Below are 20,021 nucleotides of genomic sequence, written 5' to 3'. Positions count from 1 at the left end.
GCACGCTCGCAGAGAGCGCCGCCGTCCGCCGAACGGGCGGCACCTTTGGGAGGGACACCAGTGCATGTCGTGATCATGGGCTGTGGCCGGGTCGGCTCGACCCTCGCCCACAGCCTGGAGTCCCGGGGTCACTCGGTGGCGGTGATCGACCAGGACGCCGACGCGTTCCGCCGCCTCGGGCCCGACTTCGCCGGCATCACCGTCACCGGCGCCGGCTTCGACGGCGAGGTGCTGCGCCAGGCCGGCATCGAGCGGGCGGACGCCTTCGCCGCCGTCTCCAGCGGCGACAACTCCAACATCATCTCGGCCCGGCTGGCCCGCGAGACGTTCGGCGTCTCCCGGGTCGCCGCCCGCATCTACGACCAGCGCCGGGCGCAGGTCTACGAGCGGCTCGGCATCCCCACCGTGGCCACCGTGCGGTGGACGGCCGACCGGATGCTGCGGCACCTGGTCCCCGAGGGCAACATCGAGATCTTCCGCGACCCCACCAGCACCGTCTCGATCATCGAGGTGCCGGTGCACAAGGAGTGGGTCGGGCGGCCGCTGCACCAGCTGGAGGAGGCGGCCGGCGCGCGGGTGGCGTACCTGATCCGCTTCGGCATCGGCACGCTGCCCACCGCCTCCACCGTCGTGCAGGAGGGTGACCAGCTCTACGTGCTGGTCACCGACGACATCGCCGCCTCGGTCACCGCGGTGGCCGCTGCGCCGCCCGAAGGAGGGCTCTGAGCATGCGGATCGCCATCGCCGGTGCCGGCAACGTCGGCCGGTCGATCGCCCAGGAGCTGATCGACAACGGCCACCAGGTGATGCTGATCGAGCGCCAGCCCCGGATGCTGCGCCCGGACCGGGTACCGGCCGCCGACTGGGTGCTGGCCGACGCGTGCGAGCTGACCAGCCTGGAGGAGGCCAACGTCGCCGGCTGCGACGTGGTCGTCGCGGCGACCGGCGACGACAAGGTCAACCTGGTGGTGTCGCTGCTGGCCAAGACCGAGTTCGCGGTGCCCCGGGTTGTCGCCCGGGTCAACCGGGCCGAGAACGAGTGGCTCTTCACCGAGCAGTGGGGCGTCGACGTGGCGGTCAGCAAGCCGCGGGTGATGGCCGCGCTGGTCGAGGAGGCGGTCACCGTCGGCGACCTGGTCCGGCTGATGACCTTCCGGCAGGGCGAGGCGAACCTGGTCGAGATCACCCTGCCGCCGACCGCGCCCTACGTCGGCCAGCCGATCCACGCGGTGCCGATCCCCCGGGACGCCGCGCTGGTGGCGATCCTGCGCGGCAAGCGGGTGCTGGTGCCCAGCCCGGACGACCCGATCGAGGCCGGCGACGAGCTGATCTTCGTCTGCACCGCCGAGGTGGAGGACCAGGTCCGCGCGGTGATCCTCGGCCCCGACAGCGTCGAGCGGACCCGCGGCAAGGGCTGAGCCGACCGGCGGGGCCAGCGTTCGGCCGGCCGGCCAGCGGGGCAGGGACGGCCGGGCGGACCGGCCGAGCCCGCCGCCCGGCGAGGTGGCCGGACGGGCTCAGGCGCCGGGCAGCGGCGCGCCCTGCCGGGTCACCCGGCGGACCGCCCAGACGGTGATCAGCAGCAGCAGCGCGTACGGCGGGTAGCCCAGCGCCAGCCGGGCCACGCCCAGCGCGGTGTCCTGGTGGGCCAGGTAGAGCCCGGCCTGCACGCCCACCTTGGCCAGCCAGACCACGCCCCAGAGCACGGTGAGCTGGGTGAAGGTGCGCACCAGCCGGGGATCGTCGCGCCACTCGGAGCGCCCCTTGGCGACCAGCACCGACCAGATCCAGCCGACCAGCGGCTGGCGGATCGCCGCCGAGATCAGCAGGGCCACCCCGTAGGCGATGCCGTAGAGGATGCCGGGGAGGTAGAAGTCCCGCTCGTCGCCGGTGCGCCAGGCGATGAACGCGCCGATGCCGATGCCGACGAGGCCGTTGACCGCGTGCCGGACCGGACGCCGCTGGGCCAGCCGCGCGACGGCGATCAGCACCGCCACCCCGACCGAGGCGATCACGGCGGGCCGCAGGTCGCCCACCATATTGGCGAGCACGAAGACCAGCACGGGGATGCTGGACTCGACCAGGCCCCGCCAGCCGCCGAGCTGGTCGGCCATCTGCTCGGCGAGGCTGGGTAGCTGCCCGTCGTCCTCCGGGTGCGGCGCGGTGGCCGGCTGCTGTCCCGTCGTCACTTCGGCGACTCCAGCTCGTAGTACGGGTTGTAGATGACCTTGCGGTCGTCCCGGACGGCCACCCGGCCGCGGGCGGTGAGGTGCCGCCCCGGCTCGATGCCGGCGATGTGCCGCCGGCCCAGCCAGACCAGGGTCACCACGTCGCTGCCGTCGTAGAGGTCCGCCTCCAGGGTGGGCAGGTTGGTCCGCGGCGTGTAGACCACGGTGCGGAGCCGGCCGGTGACCGAGACCACCTGGCCGCGCGTGCACTGCCGGGCCGGCACCCCGCCGCACTCGGCACTCTCCCGCTGCAGCTCCTGCGCCTCGATCTCGGCCTCGCTCGCGGTGAGCCGCCGCAGGATGCGCCGCAGCGACACCCGGCCCTCGTCGGTCGTCATGACCTCCGCGCCACCCTCTCCACGCTGACCGGCCCGCGCCGGCACTGGCCCGGCCCCGCCGATGCCGGAACCGTCCCGCCAGCGTACGCCGATCCCGCCGGCCGGACCGGTCCGGCGTACCCGCGACGGCGGGCGGCCGGGCGGAGCCGGCCGGACCCGGTCCACCGGCCCCCGGCGACGGTCGGGCCCACCCGGGGCGCGGAGCCGGGCGGGACCGGCCCGGGGGCGCCGTCGTGTGTGTCAGGGGCGGCCGGACACGGCACCGGGCCCGGCTCCGTCGGTGGACGGTGCCGGGCCCGGTGAGTGGTCGTTGCCGTGCCGGTCAGGCCTCGCGCGGGGCGGGCGCCGGAGCGCCGCCCTCGCCCCCCTCGGCCTGCTCGGCGACCTCGCGGGGCAGCCGCAGCGGCAGCGGCTCGCGCACCGGCTTCGCCTCCTGCCCCCGGTCGACGACCAGGCCGTCCAGGCACTCGGCCAGCGGCCCGGCCGCGACCGGGTCGGTGGCGGCGGCGCCCTGGTAGACACCGCGGACCATCCAGCGCGGCCCGTCGATGCCGACGAAACGCAGGTCGGTCAGGCCGTCCGGGGTGCGTACCCGGGCGTGCAGCTCGGTGCCGTACTCGCCCTCGACCTCCTGGGCGGCGGCGCCGTCGGCGAAGAGGGACTGGCGGATCTCCTCGCGCACCTCGTCCCAGATGCCCTCGGACCGGGGCGCGGCGAAGACGCCGAGCTGGAGGGCGTTCTCCCCGTGCACCAGCACGACCTGCTGGATCACGCCCTGCGGGTCGGCCTGCACGCGCACCTCGACGCCGGGCACCGCCGGGATGTGCAGGCTGCCCAGGTCGAGCCGCTGCACGCCGTCCGGCGCCTCCGAGCTGTCGTACGGGCCGCGCGACGGACCCGTCGGCTCGGCGTCGTACGAGTCGAGGACCTCGGCGGCCCGCTCGTCACGGGCACCCCGCCCGCCGTCGGCCCGCTTCCGGCTGAAGATCACTGCGCCCACCCTCCGCTGTTCGCACTCACCCTGCCACCTCTTCCGTCTGTCCGCCCGCCCGGTCGGGATCTTCCCGTCGACCGGTCGCGGGCGGCGGCACCAGACCGGCGTGTCCGCCGGTCGAGCCGTGTCCACCGGCCCCGCGCCGCGACCCGGGCAGCTCGGCCACCGGCTGGAAATCCGCCCGCTCCACCCGCTGGACAACGAGCTGCGCGATGCGATCGCCACGGGAGATCTTCGCCGGCGTGTCCCGATCATGGTTGATCAGGTTGACCAGGATCTCACCCCGGTAGCCGGCGTCGACCGTACCGGGCGCGTTGAGCACCGTCACGCCGAGCCTGGCGGCCAGGCCGGAGCGCGGGTGCACCAGGCCGACGTACCCCTCCGGCAGCGCCAGCGCCACCCCGGTCGGGACCAGGGCCCGGCCGCCGGGAGGCAGCTCGACGTCCGCGGCGGCCACCAGGTCGGCGCCGGCGTCACCGGGATGGGCGTACGCGGGCAGCGGCAGCTCCGGGTCGAGCTGCCGCACGGGCACGGGTACGACGTGGGTCACGGTGCTCCCTCTTCCGTCGGGTTCGTGGGTGGCCCTGCCATCCTGCCGGGTCGGACGGCCACCGCGCGCCGTACCCTCGCAGGTGTGAGCGTGTCGCCTTCCCCGTCCTCGCCGGCCCCGCGCACCGCAGCGGCCGCGGAGCACTCCGAACGGCTGAGTCTGCCCTGGTGGCTCTGGGTGGTCGGGCTGGCCCTGTCCGGGCTGCTGGCCGCCGAGGTGTGGATGGGCGCCCCCGGGGTGCGGGCCTGGCTGCCCTTCGTGGTCCTTCCGCCGGCGACGGCGGTCGCGCTGTGGTGGCTGGGCCGGGTCCGGGTGGCGGTGCGCGACGGCGAGCTGTTCGTGGACGACGCCCACCTGCCGGTGCGGTACGTGGCGGACGTGGTCCCGTTGGACGCCGCCGGGCGCCGCGAGGTCCTCGGCGTGGGCGCGGATCCGCTGGCCTTCGTGGTGCAGCGGCCCTGGATCGGCGGCGCGGTGCAGGTGGTGCTGGACGATCCGGCCGACCCGACCCCGTTCTGGGTGGTCAGCACCCGTCACCCGGTCGAGCTGGCCCGCGCCGTCATGGCCGCCCGCGACGCGGCCTGACTCCTCAGGGCAGGGCCCGCCGGCCGCCGGGCAGCGCCTCGCCCTTGCGGCGCAGGTCCCGGCGGATCTCGTCGGCGAGGGTCAGGGTGGCCCGCCGGTTGAGGTAGCTGGCCACGGCCGCGCCGGTGAGGAACGGCGCCAGCGTGGTCAGGTTGCGCCCGAACCGCCTGAGCAGGGTGTCGCGCAGCTCCTTGCGGGCCGCGGTGCCGAGCACCGCGCCGACGCCCACCCCGGGCGTCATCGGGTTGATTCCGCGTTGGTTGGCCCAGGACTGCATCAGGGCGATCGCCCGCTGGCTGCCCCCGGTGGGCAGCGGCACGTGGTAGACCTCGTGCAGCTCCCCGATGAGCTTCAGCTCGATCGACACCACGGCGACCGTCTCGGCGGCCAGCAGCACGGGCGCCGAGAGCAGGGTCGGGGTGGCCACCCACTCCACGGCGGCGACGCCGCCGCCGGCGGCGCCCACCCCGGCGGTGGCCCGGGCGGCGTTGCGCACCAGCCGCTCGGCGAGCGCCTCGTCGTCCAGTCCGGGGAAGTGCCGGCGAAGCGTGGCCAGGTCCCGGACCGGGATGTGCGGCGCCACGTCGGAGACGGTGTCGGTCATCCAGCGCAGGGCGGCCTTCGGCTTGAACAGGTCGGCCAGCCCGCGGGCGCGCGCCTGCCCGACCAGCCGGGTGAGCAGTTGGCGGCGGCGGGCCGGCTCGATGTCGTCGGCGGTCAGCGCGGCGACGGTCTCACCGAGTTCCTCAGCGGCCCGGTCGGCCGATTCCGGCCTGCCGGACGGCGCCTCGAGGGTGCCGCCGGCCGCGCCACCGGACGTCGGGCCGGCGCCGGATGGTGCCGCCTCCCGGGCACCGGTGGCCCCGGCGCCCGGGAGGTGCCGGCGCAGCGTGGCCAGATCCGGGACCGGGATGCGCGGCGCCACGTCGGAGACCGTGTCGGTCATCCGGCGCAGCGCGGCCTTCGGCTTGAACCGGTCGGCCAGCCCGCTGGCGCGCGCCAGCAGTTGACGGCGGCGGGCCGGCTCGATGTCGTCGGCGGTCAGCGCGGCGACGGTCTCACCGAGTTCCTCAGCGGCCCGGTCGGCTGATTCCGGTGTGCCGGACGGCGCGTCGAGGGTGCCGCCGGCCGCTCCGGCCGCGCCACCGGACGTCGGGTCGGCGCCGGACGTCCGGGCACCGGTGGTCCCGGTGCGCGGGCGGCCGGCGACGGTGTCGTCCGGGCGGTGGGTGGCACCCGACTCCGGACGCGTCGTGGCTTCCGGCTGCGCCGGGGCGTCCGCCCCGGCGCCGGGGCGCGGTCCGGTCGGCGTACCCCCCGCCGTCCCACCGGCCCGCTCGTCGCGTTCGCTCATGCCGCCCGACCTCCCGTGCTCCCGTCGGCGTGGTCACCGCCCGTTATGAGTCAAGCAGCTCCCCGCCGCCCCCGCACGGCAGCTCGGGCAGCGGCGGCCCCGTAATGGCGGCCGCCGCCGATGTGCGGTTCGGGGTCAGACGCACTCGCGGCAGATCAGCTCGCCGTTGCGCTCGACCGCCAGCTGGCTCCGGTGGTGGACCAGGAAGCAGCGGCCGCAACGGAACTCGTCCTGCTGCATCGGCAGGACCTTGACGGTCAGCTCCTCGTCGGCCAGGTCGGCTCCGGGCAGCTCGAAGCTCTCGGCCACCTCGGCCTCGTCGACGTCCACGGCGCCCGACTGTGAGTCGACCCGCCGGGCCTTGAGCTCTTCCAGGCTGTCCTCGCCGAGGTCGACCTCGTCGCGACGCGGGGCGTCGTAGTCGGTGGCCATCGGTTCACTCTCCCATATCGATATTGTCGCTTCCGGTTGTAACGCCGGACGACGTTGTTTCGGTTCCCACTGGCCGGCCACCCTTTGTGTCGGTCACCCGACCGCCGGCCGCTCTGGCCGGAGGCCGACAGGGGCCTCCCCCAGCGAGCGCGGAACCTTACCCCCCTCGGGCGAGGCATGTATACCGCCCTCGTGGCTGAGATGTACGCCCCAGCACCCCGAGTTGTTCCCAATGTGACTCAGGCGACACGAAGATAGGGGTAGTAGTACCCGCTTCCCGGATGGCGCGCCGGCATGTCGGACTGTTTCCACGCGACGGTCGGACAACCGTTAACCTCAGCGGCGTACTCGACGGCCGGCGGGGCGGCCCGACCACCGGCTGGCCGCCGCCACCCATCACTGTCCGGGGAGCGCCCAGATGAGTTTTGCGCGAGTGCGAGCACTCGTTGTCGTCGGTCTGCTGGCGGTGGTCGCCCTGGTCTTCGTCGTCGTCGCCATGGTGCGGGACACGCAGGGCAAGGCGGGTGCCGCAGGGGGCTGCCCCGAGGGCTGGCCGCTCGCCGACATCACCCTGCGCGAGCCGAAGGACGTGAAGATCAACGTCTTCAACGCCACCGACCAGATCGGTCTGGCCGGCAACATCGCCGACGACTTCCGCAACCGGAAGTTCCAGGTGAAGAAGACGGCCACCGCGCCGAAGGGCGTCGACGAGGTGGCGCTGCTGCGCTACGGCCCCAAGGGTGTCGGCTCCGCGCACCTGCTGCGGGCCTACTTCCTGAACAACGCCGAGCCCGTGTACGACGCCAAGCGCAAGGACGACACCGTCGACGTCGTGCTGGGCAACGGCTTCCAGCAGCTGGCCACCACCACCGAGGTGAACCAGTCCCTGGGCGACCTGGGCGCGCCCGAGGCGCCGGCCGGCTCCTGCCCCATGCCGGTCGAGAAGTGACCGTTCCGCCGGCCGGGCCGGCGGACCGACCGGACTGATCTGACCGAAACGGCGGTGTCTCCCGGGACACCGCCGTTTTTGTTGTCGGAGATTCGGCCCGGTCGCGCCGGCCGGGTCCGGGCGGTCAGGGGCCGCCGGAGGCGTCGAGGTCGGCGAGCCGGTCGTGCAGCGGCGCGAAGAGCGCCGGCGGCGCGGCGATCACCAGGTCCGGGCCGGCCGGCAGGCCACCCAGCCCGGCGACCCGCAGGCCCGCCTCGGCGGCCACCAGACCGCCGGCCGCCTGGTCCCAGGCGGCCAGCCCCTTCTCGTAGTAGGCGTCCACCCGCCCCTCGGCGGCCAGGCAGAGGTCCAGCGCGGCGGCGCCGAGCCGGCGGATGTCGCGGACGTGCGGGATCAGCTCGGCGATCACCCGGGCCTGGTGCGAACGGCGCGCCGGGTCGTAGCCGAATCCGGTGGCGACCAGCGCCTGGCCCAGGTCGACCTCGGTCGAGCAGCGCAGCCGCTGCCCGTCGCGCCAGGCCCCGCCGCCCGCGGTGGCGGTCCACTCCTCGCCGGTGACCAGGTTGCGCACCACCCCGGCGACCACCTCGCCGTCGACCTCGGCGGCCAGCGACACCGCGCAGTACGGCAGCCCGTAGAGGTAGTTCACCGTGCCGTCGATCGGGTCGACGATCCAACGCACCCCGCTGACCGCACCGTCGGCCGCCCCGGCCCCGTACTCCTCGCCGAGGACGGCGTCGTCGGGGCGTACCCGGTGCAGCGCGTCGAGGACCTGGCGCTCGACGGCGCGGTCCGCGGCGGTGACCACGTCCGTGACGGTGCTCTTGGTCGCGGCGACCGACACCCCCTCGGCGCGCATCCGGTACGCGGTGGCCGCGGCCTGCCGAGCGACATCGATCGCGATCGTGAGCAGTTCGGCCGGTGCCGGTGCCGAACGAGTCATGGTTCGTCCCCTTCCCGCACGATCGGGACGCCCCGCCGTGCGCGCGGGTATCATCCTTAACAAAGTCCACATCTGCGCCGAATCGGCGGTCCCCGCCGCCGGTACGCCGTGCGCCGCAGGATGATCGCCGCAGACGGCGTTACAATTCACCCTGCCCACGCGCCACGGACCGCCGCCGGACGGCCGGCCCGGGACACGGGGGTCCCTCAACGACATCGCCCGGCACGGTGCCCCACGCTGCGCCGGACGACCCGGCCGTGCTCGCTCTTCGCCTCCGGAAGGTCATTCGTGACAGAACCCCGCCAGACCGGCGCCGACGTTCGCTCGCTCACCGACACCCTGATCGCCCACGCGCAGAGCGCCGGCGGCCAGTTGACGTCGGCCCAGCTCGCGCGCACCGTCGAGTCCGCTGAGGTGACCCCGGCCCAGGCCAAGAAGATCCTGCGGGCGCTCTCCGAGGCGGGGGTGACCGTGGTCGTCGACGGCTCGGCCAGCACCCGTCGCCGGGTCGCCGCGGCCCGGTCCGCCACCCCGGCCTCGCGTGCCACCACCGCCAAGACCACCAAGAAGGCCGCCGCGCCCGCCCCCAAGCAGGCGCCCGCCGCCGACGAGGCCCCGGCGCCCGCCCCGCGCAAGGCGGCGCCGCGCAAGGCCGCCGCCACCACCGCCGACGTGGCCGCCAAGGCCGCCGCGCCGGCCGCCAAGGCGACGAAGTCCACCCGCGCCACCAAGGCGACGGTGGCCGCGGCCGGCAAGGCCACCAAGGCCACCGCCGGCAAGGCCAAGGGCGAGGGCGCCGAGGGCGAGATCGACCCCGAGGAGCTCGCGGCCGCGATCGAGGACGTGGTGGTCGAGGAGCCGGCCGAGCTGACCCAGGCCGCCGAGGCCGACGCGGCCAGCTCCGCCACGGACAACGACTTCGAGTGGGACGACGAGGAGTCCGAGGCGCTCAAGCAGGCGCGTCGCGACGCCGAGCTCACCGCCTCGGCCGACTCCGTCCGGGCGTACCTCAAGCAGATCGGCAAGGTCCCGCTGCTCAACGCGGAGCAGGAGGTGGAGCTCGCCAAGCGGATCGAGGCCGGGCTCTACGCCGCCGAGCGGCTGCGCGCGGCCGACGAGGGTGAGGAGAAGCTCACCCGCGACATGCAGCGGGACCTGGGCTGGATCTCCCGCGACGGCGAGCGCGCCAAGAACCACCTGCTGGAGGCCAACCTCCGACTGGTCGTCTCGCTGGCCAAGCGCTACACCGGCCGCGGCATGGCCTTCCTGGACCTGATCCAGGAGGGCAACCTCGGCCTGATCCGCGCGGTCGAGAAGTTCGACTACACCAAGGGCTACAAGTTCTCCACCTACGCCACCTGGTGGATCCGGCAGGCGATCACCCGGGCGATGGCCGACCAGGCCCGCACCATCCGCATCCCGGTGCACATGGTCGAGGTGATCAACAAGCTCGGCCGGATCCAGCGCGAGCTGCTCCAGGACCTGGGCCGCGAGCCCACCCCGGAGGAGCTGGCCAAGGAGATGGACATCACACCGGAGAAGGTGCTGGAGATCCAGCAGTACGCCCGGGAGCCCATCTCGCTGGACCAGACCATCGGCGACGAGGGCGACAGCCAGCTCGGTGACTTCATCGAGGACTCCGAGGCCGTCGTCGCGGTCGACGCCGTCTCCTTCTCGCTGCTGCAGGACCAGCTCCAGCAGGTGCTGCAGACGCTCTCCGAGCGTGAGGCGGGCGTGGTACGCCTGCGCTTCGGCCTGACCGACGGTCAGCCGCGCACCCTGGACGAGATCGGCCAGGTGTACGGGGTGACCCGGGAGCGGATCCGGCAGATCGAGTCCAAGACGATGTCCAAGCTGCGTCACCCGTCCCGTTCCCAGGTGCTCCGGGACTACCTGGACTGACCCCTTCACGTCAACCAGCCGTGTCGGTTTGACCACTAGCCGTAGAACACTCAAAGGTGATCGGTCGGTTGCCTGTTTGTGATCGTTGACGTGGCACCCTTGGCACACGGCACACTGTCTCCCTGCCATGTGTGACCTCGGTCGCCCGCGGGCACACAGGGAAGGCAGGGCCCGACCAGGGTGTTGCACGATGGGTGAGCAACGACCGAAGAGAGTGTTCATCGGTGACGACCAGAGGAGGAAGGCGATGACCCCGACCCTCACGCCGCCGCCCGAGACGGTGGCCCCCCCGGCCGCCGATGAACGGTGCGACCGCTGCAATGCTGCCGGCAAGCTCCGGATCACTCTGGCGGGTGGGAGCGAGCTGGTGTTCTGTGGGCACCACGCGAACAAGTACGCGGAGGATCTCGTGAAGATCACCGTGAAGTACGCGACGGACCCGGAGTTCAGCTGGCGTGGCGCCGATCTGATGGCGAACTGAATCCGCAACCACATAACGACGACATAGCCGGCCGGGAGCCCCAAGGGGCTCCCGGCCGGCTTCGTCTGCGCTCTCCCGCCCCGCGCCCAAGATCCGCGCACTTTCACGGAATGAGTGGCCTCGACGCGCCGAATAGCCACACTTTCCGGGAAAGTGCAGGGATCTTGACGGCCCGGCCGGGTGGGGTGGCTGGGGCGGGTGGGGTCAGAGGGTTTGGACGGTGGCGATGCGCTCTTCGAGCTGCTCGATCGTCGCCTGGGCGCTGGGCGGGCCGCCGCAGAGGCGGCGCAGCTCGGCGTGGATCTTGCCGTGCGGCTGGCCGGTGCGGTGGTGCCGGGCGGCCACCAGGGCGTTCAGCTGGCGGCGCAGGGCCACCCGGCGCTGGGCGGCACTCATCGGTGCGGCCGGTGCCGCGGGGGCGTCAGCGGCCGGCTCAGCGGTCTGCGTGGCCGCCCGCCGGCGCTGCGCGGCGAGCTGTTCGGCCTGCCGCTTGGTGAGCAGCATGGAGACCTGGTCGGCGGTGAGCAGACCGGGCAGGCCGAGGTATTCCTCCTCCTCGGGGGTGCCGGCCTGGGCGGCGGTGCCGAAGGACGCGCCGTCGAAGATGACCTGGTCCAGCTCGGCGGTGGCGGAGAGCGCGGTGAAGCGCTTTTCCAGCTCACCGCTGGCCTGGTCGTCGCGTTGGGCGCGCTCCAGCAGGTCGTCGTCGAGGCCGTCGGACTCCTTGGGCTTGCCGAGCACGTGGTCCCGCTCGGCCTCCATCTCGCTGGCCAGCCCGAGCAGGTGCGGCACGCTCGGCACGAAGACCGAGGCGGTCTCCCCCGGCCGCCTGGCCCGCACGAAACGCCCGATCGCCTGGGCGAAGTAGAGCGGGGTGCTGGCGCTGGTGGCGTAGACGCCGACCGCCAGCCGGGGAATGTCGACGCCCTCGGACACCATCCGGACCGCGACCAGCCAACGCTGCTCGGACGCCGCGAACGTCGCGATCCGCGCGGACGCCCCCACGTCGTCGGAGAGCACCACGGCGGCCTTCTCGCCGGTCACCTGCTCGATCAGCTTCGCGTACGAGCGGGCGTTCTGCTGGTCGCTGGCGATGACCAGGCCACCCGCGTCCGGCATGCCGGCGTTGCGCAGCACGGTCAGCCGGGCGTCGGCGGCCCGGAGCACCTGGGGCATCCAGTCCCCGGCCGGGTCCAGGGCGGTACGCCAGGCCTGCGCCACCAGGTCCTGCGTCATCGGCTCGCCCAGCCGCGCCGCCAGCTCGTCGCCGGCGTTGGTGCGCCACCGGGTCTCCCCCGAGTACGCCAGGAAGAGCACCGGCCGGACCACGCCGTCGCGCAGCGCGTCGGAGTAGCCGTAGACCGAGTCGGCGCGGGAGCGCAGCAGCCCGTCGCCGCCGCGCTCGTAGGTGACGAACGGGATGGGATTGTCGTCGGAGCGGAACGGCGTACCGGTGAGCATCAGCCGGCGTACCGCGGGCTCGAAGGCGGCCTTGACCCCGTCGCCCCAGGACCGGGAGTCGCCGGCGTGGTGGATCTCGTCGAGGATGACCAGCGTGCGCCGGGTCATGGTGCGCCGCCGGTGCACCTGCGGGGCCATGCCGACCTGCGCGTAGGTGACGACCGCGCCGTGGAAGTCGGCGGCGGAGTGCACGTCGGCGTTGCGGAACGCGGCGTCGAGCTGGATGCCGACCCGGGCGGCGGCGCTCGCCCACTGGGTCTTCAGGTGCTCGGTCGGGGCGACCACGGTGACCGCCTCGACGGTGCCGTCCACGAGCAGCTCGGCGGCGATCCGCAGGGCGAAGGTGGTCTTGCCGGCGCCGGGCGTGGCGACCGCGGTGAAGTCGTCGGTGCGGCGGCGCAGGTACTCCACCATCGCCTTGCGCTGCCAGGCACGCAGGGGCGGGAACGTCTCTAGCGCCGGCAACCGGGCTGCCACGCGAGGCTCCTCTCCGACCGCACCATGGCGGACCCCGGCCGAGGGCCACGGGTACCGCCGCCCATGAAAACGCCTCCGCGCAGAAGATGCCGCGAAGGCCGACTCAGCATAACCAGCCCGGGCCGCTCGCCCCACTCGACGCCACGCTGGTCACATCCGCCACCCCCGCCCGCGCCCCGCCCGGCGCGGTTTGCGGCGTGTCGGGGCATCCCGGGCCGGGGAGACCCCGACACGCCGCACAGCGCGCGGCGCGGTGTGACGAGGTGGGTGGTCAGGTCTGGGGGCCGCGGACGCCGGTCTTCGGGGGTCGCAGGGTGGCCACCGGGGCCGACCAGCGCCGCCGCAGCGCCACCAGCCGCAGCGCGAAGACCAGCAGGGCGGCGGCGGTCAGCGGCGCCGTACCGGCGCGTCCGGCGGCGTCGAGCAGGGCCACCGCGACCGCGCCGGCCAGCGCGGCCACCGCGTAGATCTCCCGCCGCAGCACCACCGGGATCTCGGCGGTGAGCAGGTCCCGGCCCAGCCCGCCGCCGATGGCGGTGAGCATGCCGATCACGCAGGCGCCGACCGGCGGCACGTGGGCGTCGAGCGCCTTGAGCGTGCCGGTGACGGTGAACAGGGCCAGGCCCGCCGCGTCCAGCACCAGCACGGTGGTGCGCAGCCGGGCCAGCTGCGGGTGCAGCCAGAAGACGGCGGCGGCGGTCACCGCGGCGGTGGTGGCGTACCGCCAGTCGGCGAAGGCCAGCGGGGGCACCTCGTCGATGGCCAGGTCACGGAAGATCCCGCCGCCGAGGGCGGCCACGAAGCCGACGAAGACGACGCCGAAGAGGTCGAGCCGTTTGGCCACCGCCGCGGAAGCCCCGGAGGCGGCGAAGACGGCCACTCCGGTCAGATCGGCGAAGAGCAGGGCGGTGGAGGTGGTCACACCGCCGAAGAGTACGGGGGCGGCCGGGCCGGCCGCCCGGGATCACTCGCCGTACGAGTCGTAGATCTCCTTGCACTTCGGGCAGACCGGCGAGCCGGGCTTGGCCGCCTTGGTCACCGGGAACGTCTCGCCGCAGAGCGCCACCACGTAGGTGCCCATGACGGCACTTTCGGCGATCTTCTCCTTGCGGACGTAGTGGAACATCTCCGGACCGGTGTCCGCGTCCTTCAGCTCCGGCCGTTCGAGAATCTGTGTGCTCACTGTTGACACCTCCAACGTTTTAGTTTGGCAGGTCGGCGGGGGGCGGTCCACCGCAGCCCACCCGAGGGCGGCCCGTACGGTAACGGAGGTGACCAACTTTCACACCCGTCTCGGCGCTGAGGTCGCCGACGCCCTGCGTGACGGTCGACCGGTCGTCGCCCTGGAGAGCACCATCGTCTCGCACGGTCTGCCCCGACCGGACAACCTGCGAGTGGCCCGCCAGATCGAGCGGGCCGTACGGGAGGCCGGGGCGGTCCCGGCCACCATCGGAATGGTCGGCGGCGAGCTGGTGGTGGGGCTCGACGACGCCCAGCTCACCCGGCTCGCCACCGTCGACGGAGTGAGCAAGCTCTCCGTACGCGATCTGGCGGTGGCCGCCGCCACCGGCGCGGACGGCGCCACCACGGTGGCCGCCACCAGCGCGGTCGCCGCGGCGGCCGGGATCGGTGTCTTCGCCACCGGCGGGCTGGGCGGCGTGCACCGGGAGGCGGCGCAGACCTTCGACGAGTCCGCCGACCTGGTGACCCTGGCCCGGACGCCGATCGCGGTGGTCTGCGCCGGGGTGAAGTCGATCCTCGACGTGGGCGCGACGCTGGAGCGGCTGGAGACCCTCGGCGTGGGCGTGGTCGGCTACCGCACCCGACGGTTCCCCGGCTTCTACCTGACCGACGCCGGCTTCGACCTGGACTGGTCGGTGGACTCCCCGGAGCAGGTGGCGGACGTGCTGGCAGCCCGGGAGCAGCAGGGGGTGCACGGCGGCGGGCTGATCGTGGCCAACCCGCTCCCGACCGACGAGCAGCTCGACCCGGCGCTGCACGACCGGACCCTCGCCGAGGGCCTCGCCCGGCTGGGCCGCGAGGGGGTGACCGGCAAGGCGGTGACCCCGTTCCTGCTGGCCCACTTCCACTCGGCCACCGAGGGCGCCAGCCTGGCGGTGAACGTGCGGATCATCCTGCGCAACGCCGACCTGGCCGCCCGGATCGCCGTCGCCGCGGCCGCCCTGCGCACCGACGCGCCGGCATGACCGGCCCGTCCCGGGTGGTCGTGGTCGGTGACCTGATCACCGATGTGGTGGCGGTGCTGGCCGGGCCGCTGGCCACCGGCTCGGACACGCCGGCGACGATCCAGGTCAGCGGAGGTGGCCAGGCGGCCAACACCGCGGCGTGGATCGCGGCGCAGGGCGTGCCGGTGACGCTGGTGGGCGCGGTCGGCGACGACAGCGCCGGGCGGGACCGGGTGGCCGAGCTGGAGCGGGTCGGCGTGGAGTGCGCCGTCGAGGTGCATCCGGGCTGCGCCAGCGGCACGGTGATCGTGCTGGCCACCGCCGGGGAACGCACGATGGTCACCGAACGCGGCGCGAACCTGCGGCTGACCGTCGAGCACGTAGAGCGGGCGCTGGCCGCGGCGCCGGACGCCGCGCACCTGCACCTGTCCGGGTACTGCCTGCTGGACGCCGCGTCGCGACCGGCCGGGCTGGCCGCGCTGGCCGCCGCCCGCGCCCGCGGGCTCACCACCAGCGTCGACGCGGCGTCCGCGGCGCCGCTGCGGCGGGTCGGCGCGGCGGCCTTCCTGTCCTGGGTACGCGACGTCGACCTGCTCCTGGTCAACGCGGACGAGGCCGGGGTGCTCGCCGGCGGGCTGGACCCGGGGGCGCAGGCGCGGGCGCTGTCGGTGTCGGCCCGGCGGGTGGTGGTGAAGCGGGGCGAGGCCGGGGCGGTCTGGGTCGACCGGAGCGCGACGGTGAGCGTGGCGCCCGCCCGGCGGGTCGCGGTGGTCGACGTCACCGGTGCCGGGGACGCCTTCGCAGCGGGCCTGCTGACCGCCTGGCTGGGCGGCGCGGAGCCGCGGGCGGCGCTGGGCCGGGCCGGCGATCTCGGGGCGCTGGCCGTCTCGACGGTGGGCGCCCGGCCGACGGGCTGACCCGCACCTGCACGGGCGCCGGATCGGATGGTCCGGCGCCCGGCGGTCAGGGTTCGACGTCGATGATCTTGTGCGGCCGCTCCTCGGCGGTCAGGCTCATCGGCGGCGTCTCGTCGCGCATCCTGGGCTGGAACTTCCCCGCCAGCCGGTGCTGCTCCTTGGGCGGGCGGTCGTTGGCCAGCAGCACCGCCAGCCACGGGATGAGCACCATCCCGACGGCGCACAGCGGCAGCCAGAGCCAGAGCAGCGGGGCCTTCGCGCCGACCAGGATCGCACCGACGATCACGCAGGCCACCCGGATGCCCATCATCAGCACGTAGCGCTTCTGCCGACTGGTGAGCTGGTCGTCCTGGCTGCGCGAGGCGTCGGTGATCAGAATCGGCTGGTACGCCTGACGCTTCACCACGGGCCTCCTCGAGGGGATTACGACCCATCCTGTCACTCCCCGGCCGTGATCAGCGAAAATCGACTCATCCCAGTGCGTGTTACGCCCGTGGTACGCTCCGCCCGTGGGCAACCGCTTCAGCTTCACCGACGAGGCGTTGACCAACCTGCGGGTCTACGACGTCACACCCGGGGAAGTCTGGGAGGCCCTGCACAGCACCCGCCGGGTGATCCGGCACCTGGGCGACGACGTCATGGTCGTCTACGCGGCGAACCGCCGCGGCAGGCGGCTGGCCGTGCTGCTCGCCGAGGCCGACGGCACCGACAACGACTGGGACATTCTCTCCGCCCGCGACCTGAGCGACGTCGAGGCCAAGCGCTACGACGAGGCCGTGCGGAGGGATCGCCGACGAGGAGGCGGTCACGATGAACCGTGACGACGCGACCAAGCGGTTCCACGGTGGCGACGACGCGTTCGCCGAGCTGATCGACGAGAGCCAGCCGGTGGAGCTGCCCACCCCCGACAGCGACGTGCCGATGGTCAGCCGCTCGGTACGCCTGCCGCTGGAGACCTACGAGCGGGTCCGGGCGGCCGCCGAGGCCCGGGGCATCGGCGTCACCACGCTGATGCGGCAGTGGATCGAGGCCGGGCTGGCCGACCTGGACGACTCCGCCACCGTCTCCCTCGCCGACGTCCGGCGGGCACTGGCCTCGCTGTCCCGCCCGACCGCCGCCTGAGCCGGTCGGCTCCCGGCCGCGGCGGCTAGAGGGGCGACGCGGGTCGTTCGAGGGGACGGCCGTGTGCCCGCGCGGTGTCGGCGACGGCGATCCCGGCCAGCACCGCCACGCTCAGCCCCAGCAGCCCGACCGGCGGCAGCAACGGCGCCAACGGGAGCAGTCCGAGCAGGAGCACCACGCCGACGACCCGACTGCGCGACACCCGCGCGAAGATCTCGTACTCGAAGCGGGCCCGGGCGGTCAGGAAGAGCGCCGGGCCGCCCGTCACGAAGACCGCCCAGCCCGTCGGCGTACGCCCACCGTGCGGGTGGGAGATCACCAGCTCGTAGCCGACCCCGGTGAGCAGCACAGCGGCCACGATCACCAGGTGCGTCCAGCTCGCCGACTCGCCCAGCACTCCCGGCGAGCGGGCCACTCTGATCGCCTCGGCCAGCACGTGTCCCGCCCGGTGGAAGTAGATCCGCCACAGCAGCGCGGTGGTGAGGAAGGACAGGGTGAAGGCGAGCGCCGCGTGCGAGGAGAAGACGGCTCCGCTGAAGGTCAATCCGATGACCAGGACCGTCTCGCCGAGCGCGATCAGGAAGAACTGCTGGTACCGCTCGGCCAGGTGCTCCCCGGCCACCGCCCAGCCCGAGGGGCGCGCCGCCCCGCGCCGGGGCACCGGCCAGCCGAGCGCCAGCCCGGCGTAGTCCCAGGCCAGGGCGAGCGTCCACAGCACCTCCTGGGCCGGCGGCAGCAGGGCGCCGAGGAGCCATGGCACCGCCCCGACCGTGAACCAGAGCAGGATCCGGCGGGTGACCGACCGGCGCGGATGCCCGCGCAGGGCCAGGGTGAGCAGGAGCGGCCGGCCGACCTGGATCGCCAGGTAGGCCAGCGCGAACGGCAGCGCCCGCTCGGCGAACGCCCGGGGCAGCGCCACGGCCATCACCAAGCTGGCGAACATGGAGGCGACCACCACGAACTGGATCGGGTTCCGCTCCGGCTCGTACCGGCTGGTCACCCAGGCGGTCAGGATCCAGACCATCCACAGCGCGAGGAACAGCAGCACGGTCTGGGCGACCTGACGGAGCACGTCCGGGGGGTTGGCCGACACGTCGTCGATCAGGCGCTGCGAGACGCGGGTCAGGGCGAAGACGAAGACCAGGTCGAAGAAGAGTTCCAGGAAGGTGGCGCGGGGCGAACTCGTCACGCCGCGCAGCAGCGCCCCACCCTGCCCGTCCGCCATCGCCCACCCGTCGCCGCCGTCGCGGGTCTCAACGAGCCGGCGCGCGGGCCGGTTGCGTCAGCCCTTCGCCGCCTTGGCCGCCGCCTTCGCCGCCTGCTTGAACTCGCGCACCCGGCGCAGCGACTCCGGGTCGGTGATGTCGGCCACCGACCGGTACGCGTCCGGTTCGCCGTACCCGCCGGCGGCCTCCCGCCAGCCGTCCGGGCACACGTCGTACCGCTTGCCGAGCAGGGCGACGAAGATCTGCGCCTTCTGCTTGCCGAAGCCGGGCAGCTCGCCGATCCGGCGCAGCAGCTCCCGCCCGTCGGCGGCGTCCGACCAGAGCCGGGCGGCGTCGCCGTCGTACCGGTCGACGAGCACCTGGCACACCTGCTGGACCCGGGCCGCCATCGCCTTCGGGAAGCGGTGCAGCGCCGGTGGCCGGGCGAAGATCTCGACCAGCGCCTCGGGGTCGTACCCGGCCAGCTCCCGGGCGTCCGGCTCGTGCCCCAGCCGCTGCGCCAGCACGTACGGCGAGGTGAACGCCTTCTCGAGCGGGATCTGCTGGTCGAGGACCATGCCGGTCAGCAGGGCCAGCGGGCTGCGCTCCAGCAGCCGGTTGGCCTCGGGATCGATGGGCAGCGAGAGCGTCATGCGCCCATCCTGCCGGTCGGCGCAACGGTCGCGTCGCCGACTCCCCGAGCGGGCGCCGGACCCACAGGAACACCAAGGTTAGCCTGTGCTAACTTCTCCGCGTCGGCGGAGGGCCCGCCGGCCGGAGCCGAAGGAGTGCCGCCGTGCCCGTTCCCGCCCGCAGGTCCCTCGCGGTCACCGTCGCCGCCGGCCTGCTCTCGTTCGGCCTGGTCGCCTGCGGGTCCGGCGAGGACGACGCCGCCGACCCCGGCAAGCCCGGCGACAAGACCATCACCGTCTACAGCGGCCGTAACGAGCAGCTGGTCAAGCCGCTCCTGGACCGGTTCACCGCGCAGACCGGCATCACCGTGAAGACCCGGTACGCCACCACCGCCCAGCTCGCCGCCCAGCTGGTCGAGGAGGGCGGCAAGTCCCCGGCCGACGCCTTCTTCGCCCAGGACGCCGGCGCCCTCGGCGCGGTCGCCAAGCGGGACATGTTCGCCCCGCTGCCCGCCGCCGACCTGGAGAAGGTGCCGCAGTCCTACCGCTCCCGCACCGGCCAGTGGGTCGGCGTCAGCGCCCGCTCCCGGGTGCTCGCCTACAACGCCGACGCCGTGCCCGCCGCCGAGCTGCCGACGTCGGTCTTCGCGCTGACCGACCCGAAGTGGAAGGGCAAGATCGGCGTCGCCCCGACCAACGCCTCGTTCCAGGCATTCGTCACCGCGATCCGGGTGCAGCACGGCGACCAGAAGGCCAAGGACTTCCTCGCCGGGCTCAAGGCCAACGAGCCGCAGATCCGGGACAACAACGTCAAGATCGTGGAAGAGGTCGACAAGGGCACCATCGCGGTCGGCCTGGTCAACCACTACTACCTCGGCGAGGTGGCCAAGGAGAAGGGCACCACGCCGGACGCGCTGAAGGCGAAGCTGCACTTCTTCCCTGGTGGGGACACCGGCGCGCTGGTGAACGTCGCGGGCGTCGGCGTGCTGAAGCGCTCCGCCACGGACCCGGACACGAAGGCCTTCGTCGACTTCCTGCTCAACCCCGAGTCGCAGCGGTACTTCGCCGAGCAGACCTTCGAGTACCCGGTGGTGGCCGGGGTCGCCGCCCCGGCCGGCGTCCCGCCGCTGGCCGACCTGGACAGCCCGGAGATCGACCTCAACGACCTGGACACGCTGGACGCCACGATCGGCCTGATCAAGGACTCGGGGCTCGTACCCTGACCGCCCCGACCACCACGCCCGAGGCAGGGCCGGCCCGTTCCG

The 20,021-nt window shown here is 73.8% G+C and carries 24 protein-coding genes; 11 read left to right on the top strand and 13 right to left on the bottom strand.

All coding sequences use genetic code 11. The annotated features are described in order from the left end of the window. Positions 1–60: 60 nt before the first annotated feature. Together FHX75_RS25395 and FHX75_RS25390 are read left to right on the top strand one after the other, a co-directional pair. Positions 61–726: a potassium channel family protein gene (locus FHX75_RS25395; protein ID WP_154942870.1), complete on the top strand. Its 666-nt coding sequence runs from the start codon at positions 61–63 to the stop codon at positions 724–726. A 2-nt stretch (positions 727–728) separates the two neighbouring features. Further along, positions 729–1,418, top strand: coding sequence for a potassium channel family protein (locus tag FHX75_RS25390; RefSeq protein ID WP_154942869.1), 690 nt, complete (start codon positions 729–731; stop codon positions 1,416–1,418). Between the two features lie 99 nt (positions 1,419–1,517). Here the strand turns inward: FHX75_RS25390 and FHX75_RS25385 are convergent, their stop codons facing one another. From FHX75_RS25385 to dut, 4 genes are all read right to left on the bottom strand, one after another. Next, a complete protein-coding gene (locus FHX75_RS25385) occupies positions 1,518–2,189 on the bottom strand; it encodes a DUF3159 domain-containing protein (RefSeq protein WP_154942868.1) in 672 nt (223 codons plus the stop codon). Further along, positions 2,186–2,566, bottom strand: coding sequence for an OB-fold nucleic acid binding domain-containing protein (locus tag FHX75_RS25380; protein WP_154942867.1), 381 nt, complete (start codon positions 2,564–2,566; stop codon positions 2,186–2,188). Before FHX75_RS25380 ends, FHX75_RS25385 begins: the two co-directional genes overlap by 4 nt. Before the next feature lie 322 nt (positions 2,567–2,888). Then, positions 2,889–3,557, bottom strand: a complete 669-nt coding sequence (locus FHX75_RS25375) for a DUF3710 domain-containing protein (RefSeq protein WP_154942866.1) — start codon at positions 3,555–3,557, stop codon at positions 2,889–2,891. A 25-nt stretch (positions 3,558–3,582) separates the two neighbouring features. Next, positions 3,583–4,110, bottom strand: coding sequence for a dUTP diphosphatase (gene dut / locus FHX75_RS25370; RefSeq protein ID WP_154942865.1), 528 nt, complete (start codon positions 4,108–4,110; stop codon positions 3,583–3,585). Positions 4,111–4,200: 90 nt separating this feature from the next. Between dut and FHX75_RS25365 the strand changes: the two genes are divergently transcribed. After that, complete coding sequence (locus tag FHX75_RS25365; protein ID WP_211364601.1) at positions 4,201–4,695, top strand: DUF3093 domain-containing protein; 495 nt, start codon at positions 4,201–4,203, stop codon at positions 4,693–4,695. A gap of 4 nt (positions 4,696–4,699) precedes the next feature. Here the strand turns inward: FHX75_RS25365 and FHX75_RS25360 are convergent, their stop codons facing one another. After that, positions 4,700–5,584, bottom strand: coding sequence for a hypothetical protein (locus FHX75_RS25360; RefSeq protein WP_425463539.1), 885 nt, complete (start codon positions 5,582–5,584; stop codon positions 4,700–4,702). Between the two features lie 600 nt (positions 5,585–6,184). After that, the gene (locus FHX75_RS25350) at positions 6,185–6,481 is read right to left on the bottom strand and encodes a DUF4193 domain-containing protein (RefSeq protein ID WP_046565779.1); all 297 of its coding nucleotides are present in this window, start codon (positions 6,479–6,481) and stop codon (positions 6,185–6,187) included. A 433-nt stretch (positions 6,482–6,914) separates the two neighbouring features. Between FHX75_RS25350 and FHX75_RS25345 the strand changes: the two genes are divergently transcribed. After that, entirely contained in the window at positions 6,915–7,430 is a 516-nt protein-coding gene (locus FHX75_RS25345) for a LytR C-terminal domain-containing protein (protein WP_211364600.1), read from the top strand. A gap of 124 nt (positions 7,431–7,554) precedes the next feature. Here the strand turns inward: FHX75_RS25345 and FHX75_RS25340 are convergent, their stop codons facing one another. Beyond that, a complete protein-coding gene (locus tag FHX75_RS25340; protein ID WP_154942862.1) occupies positions 7,555–8,373 on the bottom strand; it encodes an inositol monophosphatase family protein in 819 nt (272 codons plus the stop codon). A 288-nt stretch (positions 8,374–8,661) separates the two neighbouring features. On the opposite strand from FHX75_RS25340, the gene FHX75_RS25335 reads away from it, so the two are divergent. Then, positions 8,662–10,275: an RNA polymerase sigma factor gene (locus FHX75_RS25335; RefSeq protein WP_154942861.1), complete on the top strand. Its 1,614-nt coding sequence runs from the start codon at positions 8,662–8,664 to the stop codon at positions 10,273–10,275. 247 nt (positions 10,276–10,522) lie between these two features. Next, the gene (locus FHX75_RS25330; RefSeq protein ID WP_088964796.1) at positions 10,523–10,756 is read left to right on the top strand and encodes a DUF7455 domain-containing protein; all 234 of its coding nucleotides are present in this window, start codon (positions 10,523–10,525) and stop codon (positions 10,754–10,756) included. Between the two features lie 204 nt (positions 10,757–10,960). Here FHX75_RS25330 and FHX75_RS25325 read toward each other — a convergent pair whose 3' ends face one another. From FHX75_RS25325 to FHX75_RS25315, 3 genes are all read right to left on the bottom strand, one after another. Beyond that, the gene (locus tag FHX75_RS25325) at positions 10,961–12,694 is read right to left on the bottom strand and encodes a DEAD/DEAH box helicase (RefSeq protein WP_154942860.1); all 1,734 of its coding nucleotides are present in this window, start codon (positions 12,692–12,694) and stop codon (positions 10,961–10,963) included. 271 nt (positions 12,695–12,965) lie between these two features. After that, positions 12,966–13,616: a trimeric intracellular cation channel family protein gene (locus FHX75_RS25320; protein WP_154942859.1), complete on the bottom strand. Its 651-nt coding sequence runs from the start codon at positions 13,614–13,616 to the stop codon at positions 12,966–12,968. Positions 13,617–13,658: 42 nt separating this feature from the next. After that, entirely contained in the window at positions 13,659–13,877 is a 219-nt protein-coding gene (locus FHX75_RS25315; protein ID WP_154942858.1) for a DUF3039 domain-containing protein, read from the bottom strand. Between the two features lie 88 nt (positions 13,878–13,965). Between FHX75_RS25315 and FHX75_RS25310 the strand changes: the two genes are divergently transcribed. Both FHX75_RS25310 and FHX75_RS25305 read left to right on the top strand, forming a co-directional pair. Then, a complete protein-coding gene (locus FHX75_RS25310) occupies positions 13,966–14,901 on the top strand; it encodes a pseudouridine-5'-phosphate glycosidase (RefSeq protein WP_154942857.1) in 936 nt (311 codons plus the stop codon). Then, positions 14,898–15,797, top strand: coding sequence for a carbohydrate kinase family protein (locus FHX75_RS25305; protein WP_088963333.1), 900 nt, complete (start codon positions 14,898–14,900; stop codon positions 15,795–15,797). The genes FHX75_RS25310 and FHX75_RS25305 overlap by 4 nt, the downstream gene beginning before the upstream one ends. A gap of 46 nt (positions 15,798–15,843) precedes the next feature. Here the strand turns inward: FHX75_RS25305 and FHX75_RS25300 are convergent, their stop codons facing one another. Continuing rightward, on the bottom strand, positions 15,844–16,200 hold the full coding sequence (locus FHX75_RS25300; protein ID WP_088964797.1) for a DUF3099 domain-containing protein: 357 nt from the start codon (positions 16,198–16,200) through the stop codon (positions 15,844–15,846). Between the two features lie 106 nt (positions 16,201–16,306). On the opposite strand from FHX75_RS25300, the gene FHX75_RS25295 reads away from it, so the two are divergent. Then, complete coding sequence (locus tag FHX75_RS25295; protein ID WP_246158594.1) at positions 16,307–16,618, top strand: hypothetical protein; 312 nt, start codon at positions 16,307–16,309, stop codon at positions 16,616–16,618. Beyond that, entirely contained in the window at positions 16,608–16,919 is a 312-nt protein-coding gene (locus tag FHX75_RS25290; RefSeq protein ID WP_154942855.1) for a hypothetical protein, read from the top strand. Before FHX75_RS25295 ends, FHX75_RS25290 begins: the two co-directional genes overlap by 11 nt. Positions 16,920–16,944: 25 nt before the next feature. On the opposite strand, the gene FHX75_RS25285 is transcribed toward FHX75_RS25290, so the two are convergent. Together FHX75_RS25285 and FHX75_RS25280 are read right to left on the bottom strand one after the other, a co-directional pair. Then, positions 16,945–18,144 carry a low temperature requirement protein A gene (locus FHX75_RS25285; protein WP_154942854.1) on the bottom strand — a complete coding sequence of 400 codons (1,200 nt, stop codon included), beginning with the start codon at positions 18,142–18,144 and terminating at the stop codon, positions 16,945–16,947. A 57-nt stretch (positions 18,145–18,201) separates the two neighbouring features. Continuing rightward, positions 18,202–18,777, bottom strand: coding sequence for an HhH-GPD-type base excision DNA repair protein (locus tag FHX75_RS25280; protein ID WP_154942853.1), 576 nt, complete (start codon positions 18,775–18,777; stop codon positions 18,202–18,204). A 143-nt stretch (positions 18,778–18,920) separates the two neighbouring features. Here FHX75_RS25280 and FHX75_RS25275 point away from each other — a divergent pair, with 143 nt between their 5' ends. Continuing rightward, positions 18,921–19,979: an iron ABC transporter substrate-binding protein gene (locus tag FHX75_RS25275; RefSeq protein ID WP_154942852.1), complete on the top strand. Its 1,059-nt coding sequence runs from the start codon at positions 18,921–18,923 to the stop codon at positions 19,977–19,979. The last annotated feature ends 42 nt before the right edge of the window (positions 19,980–20,021 follow it).

The organism is Micromonospora palomenae, assembly GCF_007829925.1.
GTDB classification, from domain to species: Bacteria; Actinomycetota; Actinomycetes; order Mycobacteriales; family Micromonosporaceae; genus Micromonospora; species Micromonospora purpureochromogenes.
Note: the sequence above shows the minus strand (reverse complement) of the source record. Positions and strands in the feature narration are given on the sequence as shown.